This is a genomic window from Streptomyces sp. NPDC096132, from assembly GCF_044763345.1.
Classification (GTDB): Bacteria; Actinomycetota; Actinomycetes; order Streptomycetales; family Streptomycetaceae; genus Streptomyces.
The window spans coordinates 400,570-417,237 of the sequence record NZ_JBIWGA010000007.1 but is presented as its reverse complement, the minus strand read 5'-3'; the positions used below and the strand labels follow the sequence as shown (position 1 = coordinate 417,237).

The following is a 16,668-nucleotide window of genomic DNA, read 5'->3' as shown; positions in this document are numbered from 1 at the left end:
CTCCGCACCGTAGCCGCTGCCACTGACAGTCACCCGGTGGTGATGTGTTTGTAGTACAGGGTGGTCGGGCGCAGCACCCCGGTCGGGTCCGCCGCGTAGTCGGGGATCACCCCGGCCCTGGTCCACCCGGCGGTGCGATAGAGGTGCTCGGCGGGGCTGTCGGTCTCGGTGTCCAGGTGCAGCAGGGTGCACCCGGCGGCGGCAGCGGCCTTCTCGGCAGTGGTGAGGAGCGTGCGGCCGAGGCCCTTGCCGCGGGCGTCGCGGTGGACCATGAGCTTGACGAGTTCGGCGCGGTGGCGGCTGTTGGCCTTGTCCGGGAAGGCCAGGCCGACGGTCCCGACGACACGGCCGCCGTCGTGCGCCGCCCAGACCGCGAGCTGTCCCGCGGCCACCCCGTCGGCCCGGCCCCGCCACCAGGCGACGGCCTCGGCGCGGTCGAGGGGCGCGAGGAAGCCGACCGAGGCACCGCCGTCCACCGTGTCGACCAGCAGATCGGCCAACTCCTCCAGCCGTTCCACGAGGTGGCCGGCATCGAGACGGATCGTCGTCATGGCAGCACCACCGCCAGCACGTACCGCACCTCCGTGTCGCCCGCGCAGCGGAACCGGGTCGGCCCCCAGACGCGCAGCCGCAGGCAGTCGCCGGCGTCGAGGCGGTGGGCGACACCCTGGGCCGTCACGTCGAGGGTGCTCTCCAGGACCCAGATGTGCTGCTCCAGGCCGGGTACGGGCGGGCGGTCGTAGGCGATGTCGGCGCCCACGGCGAGCCGGCCCTCGACCAGTTCGCCGCGCAGGCCGGGGTGCGGCGGGGACACCGAGCGCCGGACGAACCCGGAGGCCCTGTCCTCCCAGACGGGCTGCTCGGCGGCGCGCAGGAGCAGCGCGGGTTCCTCCTCGACCTCGCTGAGCAGCCGGGACATGGTCCGGCCGTAGACATGGCACAGCCGGTTGAGCTGTGCGGCGGTGGGGCTGATCTCCGCCCGCTCTGCGCGGGACAGGGTCGAGCGGCTGATGCCGCTGCGCTCGGCCAGGTCCCCCAGGGACCAGCCGCGTTCGGATCGCAGTTCGGCGAGCCTCAGGCCGAGGCGGGTGTCCACCGTCTCCGGCCCCTCTTCCCGCGTCTCCGGCACATGCTGTTTCATATCCGGGACGCTATCCCAGATATGAAACAGGGCCGTTAACGACGCCTCACACTCGCGCCGCCTCCCGCAGCGCGTCCAGCACCGGCCGGATCAGCGGGTGCTCCTCCGCGCCCCGTCGTACGGCCGCGAAGACCCGCCGGGTCGGGGCGGCGCCGTCTATCGGGCGGACGACCACACCGGCGAGGTCCATGCCGCGCAGCGCCGAGCGCGGGACGAGCGCCACGCCCGCGTCGGCTGAGGCGAGGGCGACGACCGCGCGGAAGTCGTCCGAGTAGTGGTCGAGCCGGGGCTGGAATCCGGCGTTCTCGCAGGCCAGGACGACCACGTCATGGCAGGGGTTGCCGGGGTAGGGGCCGATCCAGGGGTCCTTGGCCAGCTCCGCGAGGGGAACCTCGGGGACGTCGGCGAGGCGGTGGGTGACCGGGACGACCGCGTCGAAGGGCTCGGCGTACAGCGGGACGTGCGCGAGGCGGGGGTCGTCGGCGGACGGGGCGCCCCGGTACTCGACGGCCACGGCGACGTCGACCTGCCGGTCGAGGACCATCGGCAGGCTGGCGTCGCCCTCGGCGTCCTGGACGCGGATCCTTATCCCCGGCGCGGTGCCGGCGAGCCGGGCCACCGCGGGTGCGACGACCAGGGCGATGCCGGTCGCGAAGGCGGCCACGGTGACCGTGCCGGCCGCCCCGGAGCTGTAGGCGGCCAGCTCGGCCTCGGCCCGCTCCAGCTGGGCGAGGACCGCGTGGGTGTGGCCGAGCAGGATCTCGCCTGCCGGGGTGAGCCGTACGCCCTTGGCGCTCCGCTCCACCAGGCGGTGGCCGGTCTCCTGCTCCAGGGCGGTGAGCTGCTGGGAGACGGCGGAGGGGGTGAGATACAGCGCGGCGGCAGCCGCCGTCACGGTGCGGTGGTCGGCCACCGCACGGAGGATGTGGAGCCGCCGCGCCTCGATCATGGGATCGATTATTGCAATATGTCAGGCTTCCAGTTGCGCTCGTGCGGCGAGGAACGCGTCCACCGCGCGGTTCACGTCGTCCGTGGAGTGCGCGGCGGACAGCTGGACCCGGATCCGGGCCTGGCCCTGCGGCACCACCGGGTAGGAGAAGCCGATCACGTACACCCCGCGCTCCAGCAGCAGTTCGGCCATCCGGCCCGCCTTCGCCGCGTCGCCGATCATCACGGGGGCGATGGCGTGGTCGCCGGGGAGGATGTCGAAGCCCTCCTCGGTCATCCGGCGGCGGAACAGCTCGGTGTTCTCCCGGAGCCGGACGCGCAGGTCGTCGGCCGACTCCAGCAGGTCGAGGACCTTCAGGGAGGCGGCCGCGATCACCGGGGCGAGCGTGTTGGAGAACAGGTACGGGCGGGAGCGCTGGCGCAGCAGGGCGACGATCTCGGCGCGGGCGGCGACATAGCCGCCGGAGGCCCCGCCGAGCGCCTTGCCGAGCGTGCCGGTGATGATGTCGACGCGGTCCATCACGCCGTGCAGCTCGGGGGTGCCGCGGCCGCCGGGGCCGACGAAGCCGACCGCGTGGGAGTCGTCGACCATGACCATCGCGTCGTAGCGGTCGGCGAGGTCGCAGATCTCGCGCAGGGGCGCCACATAGCCGTCCATGGAGAAGACGCCGTCGGTGACGACCAGCCGGCGGCGCGCGCCGGACGCCTCCTTCAACTGCCGCTCCAGGTCCTCCAGATCACGGTTGGCGTACCGGAAGCGGCGGGCCTTGGACAGGCGGATGCCGTCGATGATCGAGGCGTGGTTGAGGGCGTCGGAGATCACCGCGTCCTCGGGGCCGAGCAGCGTCTCGAAGACACCGCCGTTGGCGTCGAAGCAGGAGGAGTACAGGATCGTGTCCTCCTGGCCGAGGAAGGCGGACAGCCGCGCCTCCAGCTCCTTGTGCACCTCCTGCGTACCGCAGATGAAACGCACGGACGCCATGCCGTAGCCCCAGCGGTCCAGGGCCGCGTGGGCGGCGGCGACGACCTCGGGGTGGTCGGCGAGGCCGAGGTAGTTGTTGGCGCAGAAGTTGAGGACCTCGCCGGGGCGGCCGCCCGCGGTGACGGCCACAGTCGCGGACTGCGGGGTGCCGATGACCCGCTCGGGCTTGTGCAGTCCGGCGGCGCGGATCTCGTCGAGGGTGGCGCGCAGGTCGTCGCGCACGGAGTCGAACATGGGGAACTCCTCAGGAATGCAGGTGACTTACGCGGTCCAGTCGAGGATGACCTTGCCGCCGCGGCCGCTCGCCGCGTCGGCGAACGCCGCCTCGAAGTCGCGGTAGCCGTACCGGCCGGTGATCACGGGGGCGAGGTCGAGGCCGCCCTCCAGGAGAACGGACATCGCGTACCAGGTCTCGAACATCTCACGGCCGTAGATGCCCTTGATCGTGATCATCGAGGTGACGATCCGGGACCAGTCGACCGGGAACTCCTCGGCCGGCAGGCCCAGCATGGCGATCCGGCCGCCGTGGGTCATGTTGGCGATCATGTCGCGCATCGCCTCGGGGCGGCCGGACATCTCCAGACCGATGTCGAAGCCCTCGCGCAGGCCCAGCTCACGCTGTCCGTCGGCGATCCGGGCCTGCGACACGTTCAGCGCCAGGCTCACCCCGATCTTGCGGGCCAGCTCCAGGCGCTCCTCGCTGACATCGGTGACGACGACGTTGCGGGCGCCGGCGTGCCGGGCGACGGCGGCGGCCATCAGACCGATCGGCCCGGCGCCGGTGATGAGGACGTCCTCGCCGACCAGCGGGAAGGACAGGGCGGTGTGCACGGCGTTGCCGAACGGGTCGAAGATCGCGGCCACGTCGAGGTCCACCGGGACCCGGTGCACCCAGACGTTGGTCGCGGGCAGCACGACGTACTCCGCGAAGGCGCCGTCGCGGCCGACCCCGAGACCGATGGTGGCCCGGCACAGATGGCGGCGCCCCGCGAGACAGTTGCGGCACTTGCCGCACACCAGGTGCCCCTCGCCGCTGACCCGGTCGCCGACGGCGATGTCGGCGACGTCCCGTCCGGTGTCGACGACCTCACCGACGAACTCGTGGCCGATGACCAGCGGGGTGCGGATCGTCTGCTGCGCCCAGCTGTCCCAGGCCCGGATGTGCAGGTCGGTGCCGCAGATACCGGTCCGCAGGACCTTGATCAGTACATCGCCGGGGCCGACGGCGGGCTCCGGGACGTCCGTGAGCCACAGCCCGGGCTCCGCCTTCTCCTTGACCAGCGCCTTCAAGCTGCGGCTCCTGTGGGTGAGGTCCCGGACGCGGGCAGGCCGAAGAGCCCCGCAGCCGGGGAGGGGTGTGGATGCGTCAGCAATCTGCCTCATCCCGCCCGCCCCGGTCCATCGAGCTTTTCTTAAGCGGAGCAACAGCTTTCCTTCACGCCCCCGTCCGCCACCCGGGCTACGGCGGCGGAGCGCGCGTCTCCAGCCGTACGACGAGGTCGGCGGCCGTCGCCTTGATGGTCTCCAGGCCCGCCTTCCCCCAGGGCCGAGGGGCGAGGTCGGCGACGCAGACCGTGCCCAGGACCATGCCGGTGGTGTCGATCAGCGGGGCGCCGAGGTAGGAGCGGATGCCGTACTCGTCGACGACCGGGTTGCCCGCGAAGCGCGGGTAGTCGCCGACGTCCTCCAGGACCAGCGCCTTGCGCCGGACGACGACGTGCGGACAGTAGCCGTACTCGCGGGGCAGCCGCCGCCCCAGCTCGGGCTTGCCGCCGCGGGCGGCGCTTCCCCCGGCCGGGGTGTGCAGTCCCGCGAAGAACTGCTGTTCCTCGTCGAGGAAGGTGACCATGGCGTACGGTGCGCCGGCCAGCTCGGCGAGACGGTCGGCGAAGGCGTCCAGACCGGGCTCCGGCTGTTCCCCGAGGCCGAGCCGGCGCACCCTGAGGGTGCGGGCGGGGGCCTCCCTGTCCTGCGGGGTGAGCAGCAGACGACCTGCCGGGCGGGGCGGGTCGTAGCTCATGGGCGTGCTCCGTGGCTGGGGGCTTCGGGGACCTCGTACGTCATATGCGGCTCCGTGGCGGGGTGTGCGGGGGTCACATGGTGGCGCCGCGGCTCGGCTGTGGCGTCGCCGGTGCGTGGGCGATGAGGTGCCGGACGAGGGTGAGCAGGGTCTGGACGCCGGAGGCGGAGATCCGTGCGTCGCAGCGCACGACGGGGATGTCCGGGTCCAGGTCGAGGGCGGCGCGCACCTCCTCGGGGTGGTAGCGGTGGGCGCCGTCGAACTCGTTGACGGCGATGATGAAGCCCAGGCCGCGCTCCTCGAAGAAGTCGACGGCCGCGAAGCACTCCTCCAGGCGGCGGGTGTCGGCGAGGATGACCGCGCCGAGGGCACCTTCGGACAGCTCGTCCCACATGAACCAGAACCGCTCCTGTCCGGGCGTGCCGAACAGGTACAGGACGTGCTGCGGGTCCAGGCTGATGCGGCCGAAGTCCATGGCGACGGTCGTCTCGACCTTGTTCTCGATGCCGTCGAGGTTGTCGGTCGCGGCGCTGACCGTGGTGAGCAGCTCCTCGGTGCTGAGCGGCGCGATCTCGCTCACGGCGCCGACGAAGGTCGTCTTACCGACCCCGAAACCGCCCGCGACCAGGATCTTCAGGGCGGTTGGAAAGGGGTCGGCACGGCCTTCGGCGTATGCCTCGCGCGAGTCGTGCTCGTCGCTCTCAGAGCTGTCGTCGTAGTCCATCGAGCACTGCCTCCAGTAGGGCCCGGTCGGTGGGGTTGTGGTGGAACTCGGGGGGCTTGGTGGTCAGGGCCCCGCAGTCCACGAGGTCCGACAGGAGCACCTTGGTGACCGCCGCCGGCAGCTTCAGGTGGGCGGCCACCTCGGCGACCGGGACGGGGGCCCGGCACAGGTCGAGGGCCTGCGCGTGCTCGGGGCCGAGGTAGCCGAGGGGTCTCGCCCCGGTGGCCATCACCTGCGACATGAGGTCGAGGGCGACGGTGGGCTTCGTGCGTCCGTTGCTGACCGTGAAGGGGCGCACCAGCCGTCCGGCCGCGTCGTCGAGCCAGGGCCCGTCGCCGGCCGCCGCCACGCTCAAGGTCCCGTCACCGACGGTTCGACGGCGTGCTGCCGGGGCGCGGTCACCAGGTACGGCCGCACGCTCTTCACGAGCATCGCCATCTCGTAGCCGAGCACGGCCGCGTCGGCCTCCCGCCCGGCGAGCACGGCGAGACAGGTCCCCGAACCGGCGGTGGTGACGAACAGCAGCGTCGAGTCGAGTTCGACGACCACCTGCCGTACGTCCCCGCCGTCCCCGAAGCGGACGCCCGCGCTGCGGCCGAGGGAGTACAGGCCGGAGGCCAGGGCCGCCATGTGGTCGGCGCTGTCGGGGTCGAGGCCGTGGACCGACTTCACCAGCCCGTCGCAGGAGAGCAGCACGGCGCTCGTGGTGTGCGGTACGCGCTGCACGAGGCCGCTCATCAGCCAGTCGAGGTCGGATACATGGCCGGTCGGCGCGTCGCTCGCCATCGTGGATCGACTCCTTGGGGTACGAAGGTCTGCGGGAGCGCTGGGGGTGGGGGTACCGCTCATCCGGCGGTCGCGCTCCCGTCGTGCCGGGGGGTGGGGTGGTCGGGACCGGAACCGGGCCCATGGGCCGGCCCGTCCCGTCCGTCCCGTACGCCGTACGCCTGGGGGGAGGCGGGGGCGTGGGTGGAGGGCACCTCGGATATCGGGGCGGGCGCCGGCCGCGAGGGCGGGTCCGGGGTGCCCGGAGCCGGATGCGAGGCCGAGCGGGAGGACGGGTTCGAGGAGTCCGGTGCGGCGGTGCGGGGGGTCGACTCGAAGGGGGCGGTGGTCGGGTAGGAGCTGCGCTCCAGGGCCTCCCACTCGGGGAACGGGGCGGAGGACTCCAGGTCCTCGGCCTCCAGGCTCTGCTGGGCCTCGGCGAGGCCGATGCCACGCTGGAAGGCGGCCATCAGACCGGGGTCGTGGCCGGCGGGCTGCTCGGCGTCCGGACGGGGGGCCGGGCCGCCGCGCAGCTGGGGCGCGATGTGCTCCTGGGCACGGCGACGGGGCAGCCGGGGCTTGCCCATGGTCCCGCGGACGGCACCTACGCGCGGGACGGGGGCGACGCCCGCGTTCTCCTCCACGACGGCCCGGTCGGCCGGGCGGATTCCGGGCACGGCCTCGGCCGGGTTGGGCCGGTCCTGACGCGCGCCCCGAACAGGCAGCGGCGCGGGCTCCCGCCCGTGCGCCCGCGGCACCTCCGGCGCCGCAGCCGGCATCTCGGACGCCACCCGCCCCCCGGACGCGGCGGCTGCCGCGCTCCGGCCGGCCCCACCGGCCGCACCCCATCCGTCGGCCCCACCGGCCGCACCCCGTCCGTCGGACGCACCGGCCGCACCCCGTCCGTCGGACGCACCCGCTGCCGCATGCCCGCTGGACGCGCCGACGGCCGGACGCTCGCCCGACACACCGGACGCCGGACGCTCACCGGGCACACCGGCGGAAGACCACTCCCCCGACACACCGGACACCGGACGCCCGCCGGGCACACCGGCGGAAGACCACTCCCCCGACACACCGGACACCGGACGCTCACCGGATACACCTGCTGCCGCCCGCTCGCCGGGCACACCCGCTGCCGCCCGCTCGCCGGGCACACCCGCTGCCGCCCGCTCGGCGGACGCGTCGAACGACGCCGACCGGGTCGGCGCATCGAACGACGCCCTCCCGGTCGACGCGACGGGAGTCGCCGGAGAACCGGGGAGCCGGCCCTCCCCGGGCACGGACGCGTCGGCAGCGGACCGGAGTTGGGGGGACATGGCCGACCGGTCCGTTTCGGCGGCGTTCCGCGGGCGCGCGGCGGTGGCCGGTGAGCTCGTGTCGGCAGCGGACCGAAGGTGCGCGGGTACGGCCGGTCCGGCGGCGTCGGCGTCGGACTGGAGCCGGGCAGGCGCGGGGGATCTGCCCCCGTCGGGAGCCTGACGTGTGTGCGGCAGGGCGGGCATGCGGCCCGGGCCCGTGCCGACCGTGTCCGCCGTGTGCGACGGCGTCGACTGCGGCCGGGTGCCCCGCCCCTGGGGCGGGAGCGGCGGGCGCTCGCCGTCGTTGCCGGCCTGGGACCGGGCCGGCACCGGTCGACGGCTGCCACGGCCGGTGTCCTGCCCGCCGCCGGGGGCGGCGGCCGGTGCCGGCGGCGCCCCCTGGGGGTGCGCCCCGTCGGCGGTGCTCCGCTGCGGCATCCCCTGGAGGCGGCCCGCGTCGGTGCTCCGCGGCGGTGCCGGTGGGCGCTGCCCGGTCGTGGTGCCGTGACCCGGTGCGGGGCCGTCCGGTTTCCGGGGCGGCGGTGGGGTGGGGAGCTGACCGCCGGTGAGGGGGTCCTGCGCCGGTACGACGACCCCGGCGGCGCCCCCGAGCAGGGCCTGCGGGACGACGAGGACGGCCTGGACGCCGCCGTAGATGTTGGACTGCAGACGGACCCGGATGCCGTGCCGGCGGGCGAGCTGGGAGACGACGAACAGGCCGATGCGGCCGTCGGCCAGCAGCCGGCCGACATTGACCTGGTCGGGGTCGGCGAGCAGGGCGTTCATCCGGGCCTGTTCCTCGACGGGCATGCCGAGGCCGCGGTCCTCGACCTCGACGGCGAGCCCGGAGGTGACGAGGTTGGCGCGCAGCAGTACCTGGGTGTGCGGCGCGGAGAACACCGTGGCGTTCTCGACGAGTTCGGCGAGGAGATGGATGACGTCGGCCACGGCGTGCCCGCGCAGCTCGCCGTCGATCGGCGGGACCAGTTTGACCCGGGAGTACTGCTCGACCTCGGCGATGGCGGAGCGCAGCACCTCGGTCATGGAGACGGGGTTGCTCCACTGCCGCCGGGAGACGGCCCCGCCGAGGACGGCGAGGTTCTCGGCGTGGCGGCGGATCCGGGTGGCGAGGTGGTCGACGTGGAAGAGGCCCTTGAGCAGCTCGGGGTCCTCGATCTCGTTCTCCAACTCGTCGAGGATGGAGATCTCGCGGTGCACCAGGGACTGGAGCCGCCGCGCGAGGTTGACGAAGACCTCCAGCTTCTGCTCGCTGCCGGCCTGGCTGGACAGCTGGGAGGCCTGGACGACGGCGGTGACGGCGCCGTCGTGCGCGCGGGCGAGGTCGGCGGCGAGCAGCTCGAAGTCGTCGGCGTCACCGGGCGGCCCACCGCGTGACTTGCGCTGTGGCGGGACCTCTCCGCGGCGCAGCGTCTCGATGAGCGCCCTCAGGTCGGCCTCGCCGCGCGCGCTGCTGCGGCGCAGGGCGGCGATGCGGTCGCTGACGGAGCGGGCGGCCCGGTCGGCGGCGACGGCCGCGACCAGGATGCCGACGCCGGTGACGGCCACCGCGCCCGCCAGGACGGCCCACAGGACGGGACCGGGCCGGGTGCCGGTGGAGCGCACGGTGAACAGCACGACCGCGCAGGCGCTCAGGGCGACCGCGGTCGGCGGCAGTACGGCCAGCCGCAACAACTGAGGCCGTATGTGTGTCTCGGTCGGCGCGGGTGCGGTGCGGGCCGCCGGCCGTCCGTGCCGCCCGCCCTCACGGCGGTCTGCACGTGCGGCCGGTGCGCGGAGGTGAGACATCGGTGTCCTCGTACTGGGTCCGTCGGGCTGGTTCGCTCGCGCGGGTGCGCGTGACGGACACTCACAGTAGTCGCGAACGCATCATGTGCGGTGGGCAGTTGACAAACTCCCCTGAAGTGGGTCCCGCTCTGGTATGAGGCTTCGCACGACAGACCGATAAACCGACCTCCAGCACGACAGGACCAGGAAAGAAATCGATCATCCCTGTTCAGAGACGGTCCAGAACGGAAGGCGAGGACGGGGAAACCCTGCACCCCTCCCCCGCTCGCGCACCGCCACCGCACCTCCGGCCAACCCGCCGGGATCACTTCCGGAGCCCCACTCCCCTCGATCCCACCCCCAGAACGTCACGCCCCGTATCGGCCATGGCCTTACCTCGACCCGGTGTCGAACACCGGTCCGAGCGCCCGGATCAGCCGGCCCAGCCAGTCCTCCGCCGCACCTCGCACCCCTGCGTGCTCCGCGCGGAATCCGTCCCAGTCGACCCGCCACCCGGCCATGGCGTCGGGGCCGAAGTCGTCGGCCGCACCACCCAGTCCGCGGCGCAGGACCTTGCGCAGCAGTCGCGGCGACAGCCTGGTGCCCTCGGCTTCGGCGAGCAGGACCGCGTCGTAGAGGTCCTTGCCCCGGGCCTGTCCCTCCGCCGCGCAGTCTGCGTGCAGCCACAGCACCTTCCAGGCCAGGGAGAGCTCCCGGCCGGCGGTGCGGACGGCGACGCGGGTGCCGTCGCCGCGTGGGACCGGCGTCCAGACCGGGGCCTCCGGCAGCAGTTCGTCGCGCGCGAAGTCCAGCGACACCGCGCCCGGCGCCAGCCCTTCCGCGCGCCAGGGGATGACCAGCCGTACGCCGGGGGTGTCGTACTGCGCGTAGGTCCACGTGCCGTCCTCGTTCGCGGCGTCCGCGTCGAGCAGCACCCCGGGGGCCGCCTGCGGGCTCGCGCGCACCCGGTCCAGCAGATCCAGGTACGGCGGGCTCAGCTCCGCGTGGTCCAGGTCGTCGGCCATCCAGTGCAGACCCTCCGGCGGGAGAAGGGGGCGCTGTCCGCCGGTGCCGAACTCCTCGTAGCCCCACATCTCGTAGCGGGCGGCGCCGTCCGCGGCCTCCGGCCACTGCTGGACGACGTCGACGCCGTCCACGTACGGATACGAATCCAGCGGGTCCACCAGGACCTCGTCCTCCAGAACCACCCAGTCGAGGTCGACCGGTTCGCGCGCCGCGTCGCCGGCCCACGCGGCCATGGTCATGCTGCCGCGCAGCACGAGGGAGGAGCTCCAGGGGGCGTCCGCGATCAGGGTGAGCACATGGTCGAGGGCCGCGCGGTGGGCCACGCGCCGCTCGATGCTCACCGGGGGCCGGCCTCGGCCGCGACGGGGACGGGCTCGTCGATCCATCCGGCGTCGACGGCGGGGTTGTCGTCGTACACGACGAACTCCTCCTCCACCTCCACGACCCGGTGGCCCGCCTCCGTGAGCGCGGCCGTCAGGGCGTCGAGACGACGCCGCGCCTCGGACCGTCCGACGCCCCGGCAGCGCTGGGTGACGAAGCGCTCGTGCCGGTCGGCGTCCAGCGTCCGGCGGGCGTTGCGGGAGAGGTGCGCGGCATGGCGTACGGCCAGTTCGCGGACGGCGGCCAGGTGTTCGAGGTGGTCGGTCAGGACCAGCTTGACGTGATGCTCGAAGTAGTACGTCTCCGGGGGCAGCGCGTCCGCCTGTGCCCGGCTCCGCGGGACGTCACCGTTCCACGGCGACGCCTCGACCTTCACCCGTGTCACCTCGAAGCCGTCGCGCCGCAGCCGGTCCACCCAGGTCCGTGCGGCCAGCCGCTGCGCGGCCAGGGTGCCGCTTCCCCGCCGGGTCAGCATGGGCTGGTCGGGGCTCGTCCCCCGGTCCAGCACGATCCGCGTGTACTTCATTCCGTGGCGCCCCGCCCACCGGCGCAGTGCCGCGTCGCTGCCGCCGCCGGCTTCCGTACCTATCGTGAGGTGCGTTTCGAAGTCCCCGGGGAAACCCGGCGCCTGGACGCCGGCACCGTCATGTCCGTTCACGGCAGGGGACGTTATCAACGGGCACTGACATCGCCCGCCCGGCTCGTTCGCCCGTCGCGGCGGGGAGTCTTCGTCCCAGGGCGGGGCACGGCGGGGGCCGGGGAGGAAAGCCTCCCCGGCCCTCGCCGTCGTGCTCCGGGGCGGCCCTCCGCTCCCGGTCAGCCCGCCGGGACCGCCTCCGGGGCCTCGCCGTCCTCGGTCGCGCCCTTCGGGGCGCCGCTGTCGGTCTCGGCCACGGGGGCCGTCTCGGTCAGCGGCTGCCAGCCGCCCGCCGGGACGAGGGCCGCGCCACGCCACCACGGCGCGGCCGGGATGCTCTCGCCGCCGGGCTCGAAGGGCTCGCCGGGGCGGGGCAGGGCGATCGGCGTCCCCACGGCGCGGGCGGCGGCCAGGGTGCCCTCGCCCGGGTCGGTCCACGCGTGCGTGGCGAGGTTGAAGGTGGCCCAGTGAATGGGCAGCAGCACGCCGCCCGGACCGCCCTGGAGGTCCAGATGCGCGCGCACGCCCTCCTCGGGTGTCATGTGGATGTCGGGCCAGAGCCACTCGGACTGTAGACGCTGGGTAGGTGTGTCCTGAGCATGGATATAGACGTACATCCATGCGTATTACATCAGTCACATAGCGTCACATGAGCAGATCTCGCCCGAGGCCGTCCCTAATTTTCCGATTGTTAGGATTGGCCAGTGCATGACGTTGAGTGGTCCGCCGCGGAGCTGCGGGAACTGGAAGAACTACGGCAGCGGGAATCGCTCCTCCCTGCCGACGCTCCTCGCGCCCTTCTCTCCATCCGCCTATCGGTTCTCACGGACGAGACCACATCCCCGGCCCGGCAAGAACTGGATCTTCGCCGATTCGCCCTCATGCGGGGCTGCCGCGTAGTCGGCGTAGCCCGGGACCTGAACGTGTCCGCAACCAAAGTTCCGCCGTGGAAGCGCCCCGAACTCGGCGATTGGATCAACAACCGCGCTCCGGAGTTCGACCAGATTCTCTTCTGGAAGCTCGACCGCTTTGTCCGCCGCATCTCCGACCTGCACCTGATGATCGAATGGTGCAAGGAGTACGACAAGATCCTGGCAGCGGACAAGGACCCGATCGACCTGGATAGCGCCTACGGCGAAATGATGGTCACGATGATCGCCGGCATGGCGCGCATCGAGGCTGCCAACACCGGCATCCGCCTGGAGTCGTTGTGGAAGTACGCGCGCACTACGGATCGGTGGGTGATCGGCAAGCCGGTCTACGGTTACACCACGGAAGAGGGATCAGACGGCCGGAAACTCGTGATCCATCCCTTTCGTAAGAGGGTGCTGCGGTGGATCTTCAGCATGCTCATGCGCGGTCGATCCATGTACAAGATCACGCAGGTAGTGAACCGTGCGGGCATCCCCTCGCCCAACGGCGGAAAGTGGTACGCGAGGAACCTCACCTCCATCCTCACGAATCCAGCCCTCAAGGGTGTGCGAGTGATTCGGCCGCCCAAGGCCAAGAGCAAGGAGGTCTCGCGAATCGTCTACGGCTCGGATGGCCAGCCGATCAGGCTCGCTCCGCCGATCTTCACGGACGAGGAATTTGATCAGCTTCAGGACCGCCTCAAGCGGAACGCCAAGCATGGGCGCAAGGACAGCAAGGGAAACAGGCTGTCCCTCTTCCTCGGCGTGATTCTGTGCGGCGGCTGCGGCGCCAACATGTACAAGCACATCTCGAAGAAGGCGCGGAAGGACGGGTCAACTCGCGTCTATCCCAGGTTGCGTTGCTCGTCGTACACAAGGGAGCCTTGCGGCGCTCCGGTCTTCGATCCTGACGAAATGTACGGCGCGCTCGCCGCTACGGTGCTTGATCAGCTGGGCAACTATGAAGTGATCCACCGCGAGTACGCGCGTGGCGCTGAGAATCTCGCCCGAGTCACGGAGCTGCAGGCGTCAATCAAGCACTATATGGACGGTCTTGCACCGGGTGGCACCTTCGCGGTTGGCGGCTTCATCCAGAAGCAGGCCGAGGCAGCCCTTCAGAAGCTGGGCGCGGAGTTGCAATCCATCGATCCGGAGAGTACCCAGGATCGTTGGCGCTACCGCTCCATGGGTGTGACCTACCACGAACACTGGACCAAAATGGGCACGGACCAGATGGAGAAGGACCTGCTACGGGGCGGCATCACGTTCCTGGTTCATTCGGACCACTGCGACCTGCTGATCCCTGACGACGTGAAGCAACGGTTGGTCGTGAAGGACGACTACTTCAAGAAGAAGCTGTAGCGGCAAAATCTGGCACACGCCAGGTTCAACCGAAGCACCGAGGGCCTGTCTCAGCGGACGGGCAGGCTCTCGGTGAGAAGCGACCATCCCGATGATCGGGATGTCTCCGATCAGTACACAACGACAGTCACAAGCTGCCGTTCGCCGTTCTTTCCCGTGCGGTAGACATACACCTTCAAGGGCCTGTCGCTCACTCTCGGAACCCCTCGGATCAGCCACTGCCCTACAGAGCAGCGCAAGGAACATGGACAGTTCGGCGCCGCCCGTGAAACGCGACGCGAACTACGTCCACGGTCCTGAAAACCCCCGGTTTGGTGAGGCAGGGATCATCGACTACGGTGCGCCCCTCACGAAGGAGAAATGGCCGTCGCTCACCCCGCTCCGACGACGTTCGGTCAATGAGACCGCAGACGGCTGTCGGCAGCGGCGCGCGGTGAGCAACTGCTGCGAGCCATCAGCGAGACCCAACTGGGCTGCCCCGTCGGCGAAATCAACAGGGTGGGACCACGCCCTTCCGCCGGAATAAATGCCTCCTGGCCTGGATTGTTCGTTGGCAGCGATCGAGGTGGAGTCGGGGAGACACATGAACAACCTGAAGGTCTTCAGGGTGAAGGGCGGGCAGGCCACCGAGATACCAGGAGCATCCGTTGGCGTGGAGCGCGAGTTGCAGACGCTCATCGAGGCCAACATGGAGGCGATGCTCGGCATCCGCTTCCTGGCAACCGAGTACCGCACCGGTCGCCACCGGGGCCGGATCGACTCGCTCGGTCTGGATGAGAGCGGGGCGCCAGTGATCGTGGAGTACAAGCGCTCGCGCGACCAGAACGTCGTCACCCAAGCTCTCTCATACCTGTCGTGGCTGCACGATCACCACCACGAATTCGAGAGTCTCGTCAGGGAGAAATACGGCGCCAGGGCGGCTGAGGAGATCGACTGGAACAATCCCCGAATCGTGTGCATCGCCGGGTCGTTCACACACCACGACACCGTCGCCGTTGAGATGATCGGCCGCCGGATTAACCTGGTGGGGTACCGAGTGTTCGACGATGTGCTCACTCTCCAGCTCGTCGCATCGGTCGCCGGGGCTACTCCTCCGTCTCGGGGAAAGGCCTCCACGCCTCGCCTCTCTGCGCCAACTTCCGCAAAGTCGGTGCAACAGTACCTCGACGAATCCCCGCGAGGCCTACAGAACCTATATGCGGACCTCGACGAGGTCCTCCTCTCCTACCGTGACGTGCAGAGGGAGGCCCAGCTCCACTACATCGCGTACCGGCGGATCAAGAATGTCGCCACAGTGCGTGTTCAGCCACGCAATCGGGTTCTGGTAGTCAACCTGAAGCTGGATCCCGACACAGTGCAGTTGCAGGATGGCTTCTCAAGGGACGTCCGCGGGGTGGGGTGCCTCGGCATCCGAGACGGCGTCGAGGTACGGATCGGAACGCGTGAAGATCTCGATCGGGCGAGTGGCCTGTTCCGGCGGTGTATCGAGACCGCCCAACCCGTTCTGTAATCAAGGGCGGTTGCGGTCACCTCACCCCTGTGACCGCAACCGCCCTTGTTGTGTTCTGCCCCTGCTGATAGGAGCTTCTGGCTCTCACTCCTCCGGCCCGGCGAGTTCGAATTCGTCTTGCGTCAAAGCGCTGTGGAGACGAGCTTCCGCGATGGAGGCGTAGTGCTCAGACAGCTCGACTCCTATGAATTGACGGCCTTCTCGCAAGGCGGCGACGCCGGTGGTGCCGGAGCCGGCGAAGGGGTCCAGGACCGTGCCGCCCGGGGGGCAGACTTTTACGAGTTCCTGCATCACTTCTACGGGCTTCTGCGTGATGTGCACGCGGTCCTTCCGCGGCTGGCTCGCTGTGTAGAGCCCCGGGAGGTAGACGGGGTTCCGCTTGGCGTCGACCGGCCCCTTGGTTCCCCACACGATGTACTCGCAGGACTGCTTGAGTCGGCCCTTCTGCGGCCGGGAGACAGGCTTGTGCCACGAGGCGATCCCCCGCCAGGTCCAGCCGGCGGCTTGGAGTGCGTCCGTTGTGGTCGGCAGCTGCCGCCAGTCGGTGAAGACGAGCGCCGTGCCGGACTCGACGGTCGCGCGATAGGACTCGGTGAGCAGGAGGGTGAGCCAGAAGCCGTACGAGCGCTGGTCCCGGTTCTCGCCAGGGAAGTTGGCGAGGTCGTGCTCGGCGTCCGCCGAAGTGTACTTCGCGCGCGCGGAGCGGCCGGTGCGCTCGCTGCTCGTTCGGCCGCCGCTGTTGTAGGGCGGGTCGGTGATGACGGCGTCGACGCTGTTGTCGGGGATGTCGGCGAGGGCGGTCAGCGCGTCGCCTCGGTGGAGGGTGTACGGCATTGCGGCGGTTCTCTCTTTCGGGGAGGCGGTCGTGCGCCCTTTTCTCGCTCCCAGAGGGGAAGCACACGTCGGCATGCGTCACTTTGCGGAACTGCGCAAGCAGCCGCCGTGACGAGCAATGCGCTGGAGGTTAACCCCGAATTCCGGCCGCACCCAATGAGGAAGATCTCGGATCGGCGCCTCGAAACCGCCCGAGGCAGGGGCCGTTTGGCGCGGCCGGATTTCGTCTCTACAGTCTCGCCGTGTTCGCAGGACGGAACCTGGTTCCGGCCCTGTTGAGCTGTGTCGATGCGTGCTGTTCCGTCCGAAGGACGGCGTGCCTGACATCCCATCGACTGGCT

15 protein-coding genes and 1 pseudogene are annotated in these 16,668 nt (G+C 70.9%); 2 read left to right on the top strand and 14 right to left on the bottom strand.

Features of this window, described 5'->3' with window-relative positions:
• Positions 1-29: 29 nt before the first annotated feature.
• The 13 genes and pseudogenes from ACIRF9_RS19895 to ACIRF9_RS19835 form a co-directional block, all read right to left on the bottom strand.
• On the bottom strand, positions 30-551 hold the full coding sequence (locus tag ACIRF9_RS19895) for a GNAT family N-acetyltransferase (RefSeq protein WP_403823515.1): 522 nt from the start codon (positions 549-551) through the stop codon (positions 30-32).
• Entirely contained in the window at positions 548-1,141 is a 594-nt protein-coding gene (locus ACIRF9_RS19890; RefSeq protein ID WP_403823512.1) for a helix-turn-helix domain-containing protein, read from the bottom strand. Before ACIRF9_RS19890 ends, ACIRF9_RS19895 begins: the two co-directional genes overlap by 4 nt.
• Positions 1,142-1,187: 46 nt before the next feature.
• Positions 1,188-2,090, bottom strand: coding sequence for a LysR family transcriptional regulator (locus tag ACIRF9_RS19885; RefSeq protein WP_403823509.1), 903 nt, complete (start codon positions 2,088-2,090; stop codon positions 1,188-1,190).
• A 21-nt stretch (positions 2,091-2,111) separates the two neighbouring features.
• Positions 2,112-3,305 (bottom strand): glycine C-acetyltransferase, encoded by a 1,194-nt coding sequence (locus ACIRF9_RS19880; RefSeq protein ID WP_403823506.1) that lies wholly within the window; start codon positions 3,303-3,305, stop codon positions 2,112-2,114.
• A 27-nt stretch (positions 3,306-3,332) separates the two neighbouring features.
• Complete coding sequence (gene tdh, locus ACIRF9_RS19875; protein ID WP_403823503.1) at positions 3,333-4,361, bottom strand: L-threonine 3-dehydrogenase; 1,029 nt, start codon at positions 4,359-4,361, stop codon at positions 3,333-3,335.
• 169 nt (positions 4,362-4,530) lie between these two features.
• Positions 4,531-5,091 (bottom strand): GAF domain-containing protein, encoded by a 561-nt coding sequence (locus tag ACIRF9_RS19870; protein ID WP_403823500.1) that lies wholly within the window; start codon positions 5,089-5,091, stop codon positions 4,531-4,533.
• Positions 5,092-5,164: 73 nt separating this feature from the next.
• On the bottom strand, positions 5,165-5,815 hold the full coding sequence (locus ACIRF9_RS19865) for a GTP-binding protein (RefSeq protein ID WP_403823497.1): 651 nt from the start codon (positions 5,813-5,815) through the stop codon (positions 5,165-5,167).
• The gene (locus tag ACIRF9_RS19860) at positions 5,793-6,164 is read right to left on the bottom strand and encodes a DUF742 domain-containing protein (RefSeq protein ID WP_403823629.1); all 372 of its coding nucleotides are present in this window, start codon (positions 6,162-6,164) and stop codon (positions 5,793-5,795) included. The genes ACIRF9_RS19865 and ACIRF9_RS19860 overlap by 23 nt, the downstream gene beginning before the upstream one ends.
• A gap of 2 nt (positions 6,165-6,166) precedes the next feature.
• On the bottom strand, positions 6,167-6,601 hold the full coding sequence (locus tag ACIRF9_RS19855; protein WP_403823495.1) for a roadblock/LC7 domain-containing protein: 435 nt from the start codon (positions 6,599-6,601) through the stop codon (positions 6,167-6,169).
• Between the two features lie 59 nt (positions 6,602-6,660).
• Positions 6,661-9,687 (bottom strand): ATP-binding protein, encoded by a 3,027-nt coding sequence (locus ACIRF9_RS19850; protein WP_403823492.1) that lies wholly within the window; start codon positions 9,685-9,687, stop codon positions 6,661-6,663.
• Positions 9,688-10,058: 371 nt separating this feature from the next.
• Positions 10,059-11,033 carry a nucleotidyl transferase AbiEii/AbiGii toxin family protein gene (locus tag ACIRF9_RS19845; RefSeq protein ID WP_403823489.1) on the bottom strand — a complete coding sequence of 325 codons (975 nt, stop codon included), beginning with the start codon at positions 11,031-11,033 and terminating at the stop codon, positions 10,059-10,061.
• Positions 11,030-11,731, bottom strand: coding sequence for a hypothetical protein (locus tag ACIRF9_RS19840; protein WP_403823487.1), 702 nt, complete (start codon positions 11,729-11,731; stop codon positions 11,030-11,032). Before ACIRF9_RS19840 ends, ACIRF9_RS19845 begins: the two co-directional genes overlap by 4 nt.
• A gap of 158 nt (positions 11,732-11,889) precedes the next feature.
• Positions 11,890-12,267: pseudogene (locus ACIRF9_RS19835) on the bottom strand (MBL fold metallo-hydrolase); the annotation flags it as partial.
• A 147-nt stretch (positions 12,268-12,414) separates the two neighbouring features.
• Between ACIRF9_RS19835 and ACIRF9_RS19830 the strand changes: the two are divergent.
• Both ACIRF9_RS19830 and ACIRF9_RS19825 read left to right on the top strand, forming a co-directional pair.
• Positions 12,415-13,983 carry a recombinase family protein gene (locus ACIRF9_RS19830; RefSeq protein WP_403823484.1) on the top strand — a complete coding sequence of 523 codons (1,569 nt, stop codon included), beginning with the start codon at positions 12,415-12,417 and terminating at the stop codon, positions 13,981-13,983.
• A 583-nt stretch (positions 13,984-14,566) separates the two neighbouring features.
• Positions 14,567-15,493: a transporter gene (locus tag ACIRF9_RS19825; protein WP_403823481.1), complete on the top strand. Its 927-nt coding sequence runs from the start codon at positions 14,567-14,569 to the stop codon at positions 15,491-15,493.
• Positions 15,494-15,577: 84 nt separating this feature from the next.
• On the opposite strand, the gene ACIRF9_RS19820 is transcribed toward ACIRF9_RS19825, so the two are convergent.
• Positions 15,578-16,327 carry a DNA-methyltransferase gene (locus ACIRF9_RS19820; protein ID WP_403823478.1) on the bottom strand — a complete coding sequence of 250 codons (750 nt, stop codon included), beginning with the start codon at positions 16,325-16,327 and terminating at the stop codon, positions 15,578-15,580.
• Between the last annotated feature and the right edge of the window lie 341 nt (positions 16,328-16,668).